We start from the raw sequence: 11553 nt of genomic DNA on the forward strand, positions 1-11553 counted from the left end.
GGTCCGCCACCAGGTCAGGCTTACGAGATCGCGAGCCAGCCACACATGAAAATGCCCGCCTGATTGCGACAACGTTGTCGCAATCAGGCGGGCAGGTGCACATATCCGAACCTCGCGGCCGGATGAAAACTACGCCCGCTGGCTCGACACCGAAATGATCTCGCCGGTCAGGTAGCTGGAGTAGTCGCTGGCCAGGAAGGCGATGGTCGACGCGATCTCCCACGGCTCGGCGGCGCGGCCGAAGGCCTCGTCCGAGGACAGCCGGTCCAGCAGATCCGCGGACGCCGACTTCTCCAAGAACTTGTGCCGCGCGATGCTCGGCGACACCGCGTTGATGCGGACGCCGTACTCGACGGCTTCGATTGCGCTGCAACGGGTCAGCGCCATGACGCCGGCCTTGGCGGCGGCGTAGTGCGACTGCGAGTGCTGCGCGCGCCAGCCCAGAACGCTGGCGTTGTTGACGATCACACCGCCGTGCTCGACGCCGCGGAAGTACCGCAGGGCGGCGCGGGTCGCGCGCATCACCGAGTTCAGAGTGACGTTGAGGACGCGGTCCCACTCGTCGTCGGTCATGTCGACCAGCGGGGTCTCGCCGCCCAGGCCGGCGTTGTTGACCAGCACGTCCAGCCGGCCCATCTTCTCGACGGCCGCGGTGATCAGGGCGTCCACGGCCTCGGTCGAGGTGACGTCGCAGACGACGGCCTCGACCTTGCCCAGGCCGAGAGCGGCCAGCTGGTCACGCGTTTCGCCCAGGCGACGCTCGTGGTAGTCGGACACCACGACGTCGGCGCCTTCCAGCAGCGCCCGACGGGCGGTGGACGAGCCGATGCCGGTGCCGGCGGCTGCCGTGACGAGGACGACCTTGCCCTTCAGCAGGCCGTGGCCTTCAACCTCGGTAGGAGCAACTGAAAGATCCATCAGCCCTTGGCCTCTCGGGGTAGGCCGAGCACGCGCTCGGCGATGATGTTGCGCTGAATTTCGTTGGACCCGCCGTAGATGGTGTCCGAACGCGAGAACAGGTAGAGGCGTTGCCACTCGTCGAACTCGCCGCCGGGCAGCGTCAGCCCGGCCATGCCCTGCACGTCCATGGCGATCTCACCGAGCTCGCGATGCCAGTTGGCCCACAACAGCTTTGACACGTTGTCCTGGCCGGGCTGCTCGACGTCCATGGTCGCCATGGCGTAGGACCGCATGGCTTGCAGGCCGGTCCACGACTCGGTCAGCTTGTGCCGGATCAGCGGATCGTCGATGGCGCCGGTGGTCTTGGCGACACCGATCAGGCCTTCGAGCTCGCGCTTGTAACGGATCTGCTGGCCCAGTGTGGAAACGCCGCGCTCGAACGTGAGCGTCGCCATCGCGACGCCCCAGCCCTGCCCGGGCTCACCGACGACGAGCGACGCCTCGGTGCGGGCGTCGTCGAAGAACACCTCGTTGAATTCGGAGTCGCCGGTCAGCTGGACGATCGGGCGGATCTCGACGCCCGGCTGGTCCAGCGGCACCAACAGGTAGGAGAGGCCGTGGTGACGCTTGGAGCCCTTCTCGGTGCGGGCCACCACGAAGCACCACTGCGCCCAGTGCGCCAGCGAGGTCCAGACCTTCTGACCGTTGATGACCCACTCGTCGCCGACGAGTTCGGCCGACGTCGAGACGTTGGCCAGGTCGCTGCCGGCGCCGGGCTCGGAGTAGCCCTGAGCCCACAGCTCGGTGACGTTGAGGATGTTCGGCAGGAAGCGCTTCTTCTGCTCTTCGGTGCCGTACGCGATGAGCGTCGGCCCGAGCAGTTCCTCACCGAGGTGGTTGACCTTGTCCGGGGCGTCCGCCTTGGCGTACTCCTCGTAGAAGGCGACGCGGTGCGCGACCGACAACCCGCGGCCACCGTGCTCCTCCGGCCAGCCCAGGCAGGTCAGGCCTGCCGCGGCCAGGTGCTGGTTCCACGCGCGTCGTTCTTCGTATGCCTCGTGCTCACGGCCGGGGCCACCAAGACCTTTGAGAGCTGCGAATTCACCGACGAGATTGTCTGCGAGCCATTGCCGGACCTCCGCCCGGAACGTCTGGACCTCTATCACCCTTATAGGCTAACCTACCAAGCACTTGCTTTGTTAGAGGGAGTTCCAATGAGTGGGTCCGACGGCACCCAGCAGCCCGGTCGGCAGACCCCACCGCAGACCTACACCAAAGAACATTTGGCTAACTTCAAGACGCAGCGTTCGGTGGCGTTCCTCGAGACGCTGCCACGCAACCCTGGGGGCAAAGTGGTCAAACCACAACTGCGAGAGATGAATCGGTAAATGGATCTGACATTCGACGACGAAACCGAGGAGTTCCGGGCCGAGGTCCGCGACTTCCTGGCGGCCAACAGGGACAAGTTCCCCACCAAGTCCTACGACACCCTCGAGGGCTTCGAGCAGCACCGCGTCTGGGACAAGGTGCTTTTCGACGCCGGCCTGTCGGTCATCGCGTGGCCCAAGGAGTACGGCGGCCGCGACGCCACCATGCTGCAGTGGGTGGTGTACGAGGAGGAGTACTTCAAGTCCGGCGCCCCCGGCCGGGCTTCGGCCAACGGCACCGCGATGCTGGCGCCGACGCTGTTCGCGCACGGCACCAAGGAGCAGCTGCAGCGCGTGCTGCCGAAAATGGCCTCCGGCGAAGAGATCTGGGCCCAGGCCTGGTCCGAGCCCGAGTCGGGTAGCGACCTGGCGTCCCTGCGCTCGACCGCGACCAAGGTCGACGGCGGCTGGAAGCTCAACGGCCAGAAAATCTGGAGCTCGCGCGCCCCGTTCGGCGAGCGCGGCTTCGGCCTGTTCCGCTCCGACCCGGAAGCGCAGCGCCACAAGGGTCTGACGTACTTCATGTTCGACCTCAAGGCCGAGGGCATCACCGTCCGGCCCATCGCCCAGCTGGGTGGTGAGACCGGCTTCGGCGAGATCTTCCTCGACGACGTGTTCGTGCCCGACGAGGACGTCATCGGTCAGGTGCATGGCGGCTGGACCGCCGCCATGAGCACGTCGAGCAACGAGCGCGGCATGTCGCTGCGCAGCCCGGCCCGCTTCGTCGCCCCGGCCGAACGCCTTGTCGCGCAATGGAAGACCGACAAGAACCCGGCCTACGCCGAGCGCGTCGCCGACGCCTGGATCAAGGCCCAGGCCTACCGCCTGCACACCTTCGGCACCGTCACCCGGTTGTCCAACGGCGGCGAGCTGGGCGCCGAGTCCTCGGTGACCAAGGTGTTCTGGTCCGACCTCGACGTCGCCCTGCACCAGACCGCACTGGACCTGCGCGGCCCCGACGCCGAGCTGTACGACCACTGGACCGAAGGATTGCTGTTCGCCCTGGGCGGCCCAATCTACGCCGGTACCAACGAAATTCAGCGCAACATCATCGCCGAGCGCCTGCTGGGCCTGCCCCGCAAATAAGAGGGATTGTTCACGTGTTCTTTGAATTGGACGAATCGCAGCGCGATTTCGCTGCGAGCATCGACGCCGCGCTGGGTGCGGCAGACGTGCCCGCCGCCGTTCGGGCGTGGGGCGGGGTAGAGAAGGCGGCCGACGCCGCACCCGGCCGCAAGGTGTGGTCGACCCTGGCCGACCTGGGCGTCACCGCACTGAACGTGCCGGAAGAGTTCGACGGCATCGGCGCGCATCCGGTGGATCTGGTTGTCGCCCTTGAGCGTCTGGGCTACTGGGCCGTGCCGGGTCCGGTCACCGAATCCATTGCCGTGGCCCCGGTGCTGCTCGCCTCGGATAAGCGTGCGGAAGGCCTGGCCTCGGGCGAGCTCATCGCCACCGTCGCCCTGCCGCCGCTGGCCCCGCGGGCCGTCGACGCCGACACCGCCGGCCTGATCCTGCTGGCCTCGGATGCAGAAGGCGGCCAGGTGCAGGACGCGACCGCGGGTACCGAGCACCAGTCCGTCGACCCGGCCCGTCACCTGTTCGACGTAACCGCCACCGGCGAGGCCCAATCGGCCGACACGGCAAAGGCTTTCGAGTTCGGCGCGCTGGCCACCGCAGCGCAGCTGGTCGGCGCCGGCCAGGCGATGCTCGACATGGCCGTCGCGTACGCCAAGCAGCGCACGCAGTTCGGCACCGTGATCGGCTCGTACCAGGCCATCAAGCACAAGCTGGCCGACGTGCACATCGCCGTCGAGTTGGCCCGTCCGCTGCTCTACGGCGCGGCCCTGGCCCTGGCCGACGGGTCGCCCACGCTGGCCCGCGACGTCAGCGCCGCCAAGGTGGCCGCCAACGAAGCCGCGCTGCTGGCCGCCCGGTCGTCGCTGCAGACGCACGGCGCCATCGGTTTCACGCAAGAACATGATCTGTCCCTGTTGCTGCTGCGCACGCAGGCGCTGCGCTCGGCGTGGGGCGACTCGACGTGGCACCGGACCCGCGTACTGGAAGGGCTGTGAGCATGAGCGAAGAACGGGAGATGCTGCGCGCCACCGTCGCAGCGCTGGTCGAGAAGCACGCAGGCCCTGAGGCCGTGCGCGCCGCCATCGAGTCCGAAAAGGGCTACGACGAGAAGCTCTGGCAGATGCTGTGCGAGCAGGTCGGCGCCGCGGCGCTGGTCGTGCCCGAGGAGCTTGGCGGTGCCGGCGGCGAATTGGGTGACGCCGCAGTCGTTCTCGAGGAACTGGCCAAGGGCCTGGTCCCGACACCGCTGCTCGGCACCACGCTGGCCGAACTGGCGCTGCTCGCCGTCGGTGCGGAAGAGCCGCTGGAGGGCCTGGCCGAGGGCACGTCCATCGGCACCGTCGTTTTCGATGCCGGCTATGTCATCAACGGCGACGTCGCCGATGTGGTGATCGCCGCGCAGGACGGTCAGCTGACCCGCTGGACCGACAACACCGTCGCCCCGGCCACCACCATGGACCCGACGCGTCGCCTCGCGGCCGTCAGCCCGGGCAGCACCACCGCCCTCGGCGCCGACCCCGGCCTGGCGGACACCGCGGCCATCCTGATGGCCGTCGAGCAGGTCGCCGCCGCGAGCCGCTGCCTGGACCTGACCGTCGCGTACTCGAAGGACCGCGTGCAGTTCGGCCGGCCGATCGGCAGCTTCCAGGCGCTCAAGCACCGCATGTCGGACCTGTACGTCAAGGTTTCGGCCGCCCGCTCGATCGTCAACGACGCCCTCGCCGACCCGACCCCGACGAATGCGTCGCTGGCCCGCTACATGGCCACCGAGGCATTCAATGCCGTTGCCGGCGAAGCGATCCAGATGCACGGCGGCATCGCGATCACCTGGGAGAGCGACATCCAGTTCTACTTCAAGCGCGCGCACGGCAGTGCGCAGCTGCTCGGGTCGTCGCGGGAGCACCTGCGTCGCCTCGAAGCCGAAGTTCTGGCCTAACGTCGAGGTATGACCAATCCGGTAGCGCTGCGCGCAGGCATCCCACCGTTCTATGTGATGGACGTGTGGCTGGCCGCGGCCGAGCGCCAGCGCAGCCACGGCGACCTGGTGAACCTGTCGGCGGGACAACCCGCCGCACAGGCACCGGCGCCCATCCGGGCCGCCGCCGCCGAGGCGCTGGCCAATGACAACCTCGGATACACCGTCGCGCTGGGCATTCCCGAGCTGCGGGAGGCCATCGCCAAGTCGTATCTCGACCGGTACGGCGTCGAGGTGGAGCCGGACGCCGTCGTCATCACCACCGGGTCCACCGGCGGATTCCTGCTCGCGTTCCTGTCGTGCTTCGACATCGGCGACCGCGTCGCGGTCGCCAGCCCCGGCTATCCCTGCTATCGGAACATCCTGTCGGCGCTCGGTTGCGAGGTCGTCGAAATACCGTGTGGTCCCGAAACCCGTTTCCACCCAACCATTTCCATGTTGGAGCAGCTGGACCCGCCAGTGAAGGGTCTGATCATCGCCAGCCCCAACAACCCGACGGGGACGGTGCTGCCGGCCGAGGATCTGGCCGCCATCGCCACCTGGTGCGACGACAACTCGGTGCAGCTCATCAGCGACGAGCTGTACCACGGGCTCATCTACGACGACGCGCCCGCGACCAGCTGCGCCTGGGAGACCTCGCGCAACGCCATTGTGGTGAACAGCTTTTCGAAGTACTTCGCCATGACCGGCTGGCGGCTGGGCTGGCTGCTGGTGCCCGAGCCGCTGCGCCGGGCCGTCGACTGCCTGACCGGCAACTTCTCCATCTGCCCTCCCACACTCCCCCAGTACGCGGCCGTCGCGGCGTTCACGCCGGAGGCGATCGCCGAAGCCGATTCCCTCGTCCACCACTACGCCGAGAACCGCGCGCTGCTACTCGCCGGGCTGGCCGACGTGGGGCTCGACAAGTTGGCACCCGCCGACGGCGCGTTCTACGTCTACGCCGATATTTCGGCGTACTCGACGGACTCCCTGACCTTCTGCGAGAAGCTGCTGGCCGACACCGGCCTGGCGATCGCGCCGGGCGTGGATTTCGACACCCGGCACGGCGGATCGTTCGTTCGGTTGTCGTTCGCCGGACCGAAGTCCGACATCGAAGAAGCGCTGCGTCGCCTGGGTCCCTGGCTCGCCGCATACCGGCAGGGGTAGCTGTCGCGTTTGCCACACAAGGGGCGAGAACAATCGGCAGGCCGGTACCATCGGTCCGCAATGTCCCAGGAAACCGACAACCCAGAACCGGAAGTTACCGACGACTTACCGGTGAACCGCGAGGGCCTCGAACGGCACGGCATCAAGCTGTCCACGCCCATCGGTGAGATCGCCATCGCGATCTCGACGCCGCGCGGTGGTTTGGCGATCCCGAAGCGATTCGACCCGCTCGGCCTGGCCAACCGCGCCCTCGGCGTCGCTAAGTTCGGTTTCAAGCTTGCTGCTTGGGGTGGCGAGCAGATTGCGATCGCGACCAAGACCACCGTCGAGGCCATCGAGATGGCCCCCGAACGCACACCGGCTCCCGCCCCGCAGAAACAGCCGGCCAAGGAGTCCCTGCACGGCAAGCTCGGCGGCCTGCTGGACCGCGCCCTCGACCAGAGCACTGCCGACGGGAAGACCGAGCTCTACCACCGGCTGCTCGATCAGCTGGTTGCCGACGAGGCCCGCATCATCGGCGCGCTGTCCGACAACGAGTCGTCGCCGCTGGTGAACATCTACCCGCGGAACCGCAGCGTCGCGACGCTGGAGAACGCGTGCCTGATCGGCCGCACCGCCAACGTCGCGCTGCCGCAGATGGTGCCGCAATACGTCAGCCACCTGCTGGCGCTCGGGCTGGTCGAGACCGTTCCCGAGGACCCCGAGCTGAAGGCCGACTACGAGATTCTCAGCGCGGAGTCGATGGTGTTGAAGGCCATCAAGGACGCCTCGCGGGGCCCCTTCCCCGCGCGCGTCGAGAAGCTTGCGCTGCGGCTGTCGGAGCTGGGCCGCGGGCTGTGGGAAGCCGCGATGCAGGACGAGTCGTAGGTCACTTTTCCCGGTCGGCCACACGTTGATCGTGCACCCTGGGTCTTTGCTTCTCGCACTTTGCATGCGCCCGCGCACGGTCAACGCCCACAAGGCATTTGCTTGTCAAGTGCCCAGCACATTCACGCACACGAATGTGCAGCCAGAGCGGCGCAACCGCGGATCTGACGATCTGTGGGCACACTCGGCGCGCGAACTGTCACGGACGGGGCACGCCGGCGGCAACCACGCGCTCATTGTCGGCCCGATCGACATCCGCCAGGTCGATGCCCTTGGTCTCGCGCGCGAACGCCAGCGCCACGAGCGTCACCACGCAGGCCCCGGCGAGGTAGATCGCGATCGGCACCGACGAGTGGTAGTCCTTCAGCAACCGCACCGCGATGATCGGCGCGAGTGACCCGGCGAAGATCGCCGTCACCTGATAGCCAAGGGACACACCGGAATAGCGCATCCGGGTCGGGAACATCTCCGACATCAGCGCCGGTTGCGGCGCGTACATGAACGCATGCGCGACCAGGCCCGCGGTGATCGCCGTCATGATGACGAAGTAGTGCTTGCTGTCCATCATCGGGAACGCGACGAAGCCCCAGGCGGCGGTCAGCAGCGTCCCGATGAGGTAGACGGGGCGACGGCCGATCCGATCGGAGAGCCTGCCCACCAACGGGATTGCCACCAGGTGTACCGCGTGGGCCACCAGCAGGTACCAGAGGATCAGCGAAGTGCCCACGCCCGCATGCACTTTCAGATACGTGATCGAGAACGTGACCACCAGGTAGTACATGATGTTCTCGGCGAACCGCAGCCCCATGGCGGTCAGCACCTTGCCCGGGTAGTACCGGAGTACCTCGACGACGCTCATCGACGACGCCTTGACGCGTTCGGCTTCTTCTTGTGCCGCAACGAAAATCGGCGCATCGGTGACCTTGGTGCGGATGTAGTAGCCGACCAGCACCACGACCGCCGACAGCCAGAACGCGACCCGCCAGCCCCACGACAGGAACTCCGGCTCGGACAACGTCTTCGTCAACGTCAGCAGGACGACGGTGGCCAGGATGTTGCCGACCGGCACGCCGGCCTGTGGCCAACTGGACCAGAAACCCCGGCTCTGCGCGGGACTGTGCTCGGCCACCAGCAGCACCGCGCCGCCCCACTCGCCGCCGACCGCGAAGCCCTGGATGAACCGCAGCACCACCAGCAGCGCCGGCGCCCAGTAGCCGATCTGTCCATAGGTCGGTAGACAGCCCATGAGGAACGTGGCCGAACCGACCAGCAGCAGCGAGAACTGCAGCAGGGTCTTGCGGCCGAACTTGTCGCCGAAGTGACCGAACACCACGCCACCCAGCGGCCGGGCGACGAAGCCCACCGCGTACGTGACGAAGGCGGCGAAGATCGCGTCGAGATCACTGCCGCTCTGCCCGAAGAACACCTTGCTGAACACCAGCGTGGCAGCGGTGCCGTACAGGAAGAACTCGTACCACTCGACGACGGTGCCGGCCATGGAAGCCAGGACGACCCGACGCAATCCGGACCGGATCGGCGCGCTCATTGCGCGACTATAGCCAGGTGTCCTCGGTCGTCGTGGTGAGAAACGCATCCAGATCGTCGCGCCATTGCGCCGGGGTGTTCTTGTCCGGCTCGATGCCGGTGTACTCGCCGCGGTAGAACAGCAGCGGACGCGGCTTGATGGCCTGTGGCTCGGACATCGACTGCACCGCGCCGAACACCACGAAGTGGTCACCGCCGTCGTGCACCGAGTGCACCGTGCAGTCGATGTGGGCGAGCGTGCCGTCGAGCACCGGGGAGCCCAATCCCGAAGGGCTCCAATCGATCCCGGCGAACTTGTCCTCGGCCCTGGAGCCGAACTGCGCCGAGACGTGCTGCTGGTTCTCGTGCAGCATGTTGACGCAGAACTTGCCGCTGGCCTCGATGGCCTTCCAGGCCCGGGACTGCTTTGTCGGGCAGAACAGGACCAGCGGCGGGTCCAGTGACAGGGCAGCGAACGACTGGCAGGCGAAACCGACCGGCACACCGTCATTCACGGTGGTGATGACGGTGATGCCGGTACAGAACTGCCCGAGCACATTACGGAATGTGCGGGGGTCGATCTGCGGGGTCGAAGTCATGCCGCGCGAGCCTACTTGAACCCGACGCTGAAGTCGTGACCCCAGAGGCTGATGCCGACGCTCTCGCGCGCGATCCAGCTCTCGTCCTCGACTTCGAGTCCCTCGCAACCGAATTCCATGTCGAAGCCACCCGGCGTCTTCATGTAGAAGGACAGCATCTTGTCGTTGATGTGCCGGCCCAGCGTGGCCGACATCTTGACCTTCTTACGGTTGGCGCGGTCCAGGCACAGGCCGACGTCGTCGGAGTTCTCCACCTCGACCATCAGGTGCACGATGCCCGTCGGGTTGGGCATGGGCATGAACGCCAGCGCGTGGTGGCGCGGGTTGCAGCCGTAGAAGCGCAGCCACACCGGGTCGCCGTCGGCCGGGCGGCCCGCGATCTGCGGGGGCAGCCGCATCGAGTCACGCAGCCGGAAGCCCAGCACGTCCTGGTAGAACGCCTGCGCCGCGGCGTCGTCATTGCAGGTGAGCACGACGTGGCCGAGGCCCTGCTCGGCGGTGACGAACTTGTGGCCGTAGGGGCTGACGAAGCGACGGCCCAGGTACTGGATGCCGTAGTACACCTCGAGGGTGTTCTCGGCCGGGTCCTGGAAGCTGATCATGCCCTCGACCTTGCGGTCGAGCAGTTCTTCCTTGGTCCCTTCCTTGAACGGGACGCCGTGGGCGCTGAGGGTTTCCTTCAGCTGCTCGAGGGCAGGCGCGTCGGCGACCTCCCAGCCCGAGGCGAGCAGCCGGTCCTTCTCGCCGGGCACGATCACCAGACGCGCCGCGACGTCGTCCATCCGCAGGTAGAGGGCATCGGGATTGGTGCCCTCGCCCTCCATCATGCCGAGCACCTTGAGCCCGAACTCGCGCCAGGCCGCCACATCGGTGGCCTCGATGCGCATGTAACCAAGGGCCTTGATCGTCGTCATGCCATGTCTCCTCTAGCCGCCCAGAAAATCGAGGGTCAGCTTGTTGAACTCGTCGAACTTCTCTAGTTGTGCCCAGTGGCCGCACTGACCGAACACGTGCAGCTGGACCCGAGGAATCTGCTTGAGCGCCACCAACGCGCCGTCGAGCGGGTTGACCCGATCCTCACGGCCCCAGATCAGCAGTACCCGCTGCCGCAGCTTGTGCACTTCGCGCCACATCATGCCGAGCTCGTAGTCCGGCCCCGCGAAGGACTTGACCATCGCGCGCAGTGCGGCGAGCGACTCGGGTGTGCTGGCGATGGCGAACCGCTCGTCGATCAGCTCCGGGGTGACCAGGCTCTGGTCGAAGACCATGATCCGCACGAACGCCTCGAGGGTCTCGCGCGTCGGTGCGTAGGCGAACTTGCCGAGCAGCTTCACGCCCTCGGTGGGATCGGGCGCGAACAGGTTGACGCTCAGCCCGCCGGGGCCCATCAGCACCAGCCGGCCGGCCCGCTCCGGATGATCCAGCGCGAACCGGACCGCCGTGCCACCGCCGAGCGAATTGCCCACCAGCGCCGCCCGTTCGATACCGAGGTGGTCGAACAGCGCCAGCAGCGCCGCCGCGCTGTGGCGGTGGTACTGCACGTGGTCGGTGGGCTTGTCCGAATATCCGTAGCCCGGCTGGTCGACGGCCAGCACGTGGAACCGCTCGGCCAACACCGCGATGTTCTTCGAGAAGTTCGACCAGCTCGACGCACCCGGGCCGCCGCCGTGCAGCAGCACGATCGTCTCGGCGGCCGGGTCGCCGGCCTCGTGGTAGTGCAGGCGCAAATCATCGCTCACCTGCGCATACCGCGAAGTGGACTCGAAAGTGACCTCGGATACCGCGGCGGTCATCAGACCATGGTGTCGGCCGGGGGCAGACCGAACTCGTTGTTACCGAAGATCAGGTAGGCGCGCTCGGGCTCGTTGGCCGCGTGCACCCGGCCGGCATGGGCGTCGCGCCAGAAGCGCTGCAGCGGGGTGCCGTTGGCCAGCGCCGTGGCGCCGGCCGCCTCGAAGAGGCGGTCGACGGACGCGATGGCGCGGCCGGTGGCGCGCACCTGGTCACGACGGGCACGGGCCCGCAGCTCGAACGG

General features: G+C 67.3%; 12 protein-coding genes and 1 pseudogene. 6 read left to right on the top strand and 7 right to left on the bottom strand.

Translation table 11 applies throughout. The features are described 5' to 3' along the window. Positions 1-129: 129 nt before the first annotated feature. A complete protein-coding gene (gene ipdF / locus VXD91_RS18745; RefSeq protein WP_318985431.1) occupies positions 130-918 on the bottom strand; it encodes a (5R,7aS)-5-hydroxy-7a-methyl-1-oxo-2,3,5,6,7,7a-hexahydro-1H-indene-carboxyl-CoA reductase in 789 nt (262 codons plus the stop codon). Further along, positions 918-2066 carry an acyl-CoA dehydrogenase IpdE1 gene (gene ipdE1 / locus VXD91_RS18750; RefSeq protein WP_133426415.1) on the bottom strand — a complete coding sequence of 383 codons (1149 nt, stop codon included), beginning with the start codon at positions 2064-2066 and terminating at the stop codon, positions 918-920. The genes ipdF and ipdE1 overlap by 1 nt, the downstream gene beginning before the upstream one ends. 48 nt (positions 2067-2114) lie before the next feature. Between ipdE1 and VXD91_RS18755 the strand changes: the two genes are divergently transcribed. From VXD91_RS18755 to VXD91_RS18780, 6 genes are read left to right on the top strand one after another with little or no spacing between them, the layout of a single operon-like run. Then, on the top strand, positions 2115-2288 hold the full coding sequence (locus VXD91_RS18755) for a hypothetical protein (protein WP_318985497.1): 174 nt from the start codon (positions 2115-2117) through the stop codon (positions 2286-2288). After that, entirely contained in the window at positions 2289-3413 is a 1125-nt protein-coding gene (locus VXD91_RS18760) for an acyl-CoA dehydrogenase family protein (protein ID WP_346416079.1), read from the top strand. It begins immediately after the preceding gene. 14 nt (positions 3414-3427) lie between these two features. Further along, the gene (locus tag VXD91_RS18765) at positions 3428-4402 is read left to right on the top strand and encodes an acyl-CoA dehydrogenase family protein (RefSeq protein WP_346416081.1); all 975 of its coding nucleotides are present in this window, start codon (positions 3428-3430) and stop codon (positions 4400-4402) included. 2 nt (positions 4403-4404) lie between these two features. Continuing rightward, the gene (locus VXD91_RS18770; protein WP_226519826.1) at positions 4405-5343 is read left to right on the top strand and encodes an acyl-CoA dehydrogenase family protein; all 939 of its coding nucleotides are present in this window, start codon (positions 4405-4407) and stop codon (positions 5341-5343) included. Between the two features lie 9 nt (positions 5344-5352). Then, on the top strand, positions 5353-6528 hold the full coding sequence (locus VXD91_RS18775) for a pyridoxal phosphate-dependent aminotransferase (protein ID WP_226519827.1): 1176 nt from the start codon (positions 5353-5355) through the stop codon (positions 6526-6528). A 60-nt stretch (positions 6529-6588) separates the two neighbouring features. Then, on the top strand, positions 6589-7395 hold the full coding sequence (locus VXD91_RS18780; RefSeq protein WP_133426410.1) for an Abi-alpha family protein: 807 nt from the start codon (positions 6589-6591) through the stop codon (positions 7393-7395). 199 nt (positions 7396-7594) lie between these two features. On the opposite strand, the gene VXD91_RS18785 is transcribed toward VXD91_RS18780, so the two are convergent. From VXD91_RS18785 to VXD91_RS18805, 5 genes and pseudogenes are all read right to left on the bottom strand, one after another. Next, a complete protein-coding gene (locus VXD91_RS18785) occupies positions 7595-8941 on the bottom strand; it encodes an MFS transporter (protein ID WP_346416083.1) in 1347 nt (448 codons plus the stop codon). Positions 8942-8948: 7 nt separating this feature from the next. Beyond that, on the bottom strand, positions 8949-9518 hold the full coding sequence (gene hsaB, locus VXD91_RS18790; protein WP_133426408.1) for a 3-hydroxy-9,10-secoandrosta-1,3,5(10)-triene-9,17-dione monooxygenase reductase subunit: 570 nt from the start codon (positions 9516-9518) through the stop codon (positions 8949-8951). A gap of 11 nt (positions 9519-9529) precedes the next feature. Then, a complete protein-coding gene (gene hsaC / locus VXD91_RS18795) occupies positions 9530-10432 on the bottom strand; it encodes an iron-dependent extradiol dioxygenase HsaC (protein ID WP_346416086.1) in 903 nt (300 codons plus the stop codon). Between the two features lie 12 nt (positions 10433-10444). Further along, entirely contained in the window at positions 10445-11311 is an 867-nt protein-coding gene (hsaD, locus tag VXD91_RS18800; protein WP_226519832.1) for a 4,5:9,10-diseco-3-hydroxy-5,9,17-trioxoandrosta-1(10),2-diene-4-oate hydrolase, read from the bottom strand. After that, positions 11311-11553: pseudogene (locus VXD91_RS18805) on the bottom strand (flavin-dependent monooxygenase); the annotation flags it as partial. The gene hsaD and the pseudogene VXD91_RS18805, both read right to left, overlap by 1 nt.

The sequence above is a fragment of the Mycobacterium sp. SM3041 genome (assembly GCF_039668335.1).
GTDB lineage: Bacteria > Actinomycetota > Actinomycetes > Mycobacteriales > Mycobacteriaceae > Mycobacterium.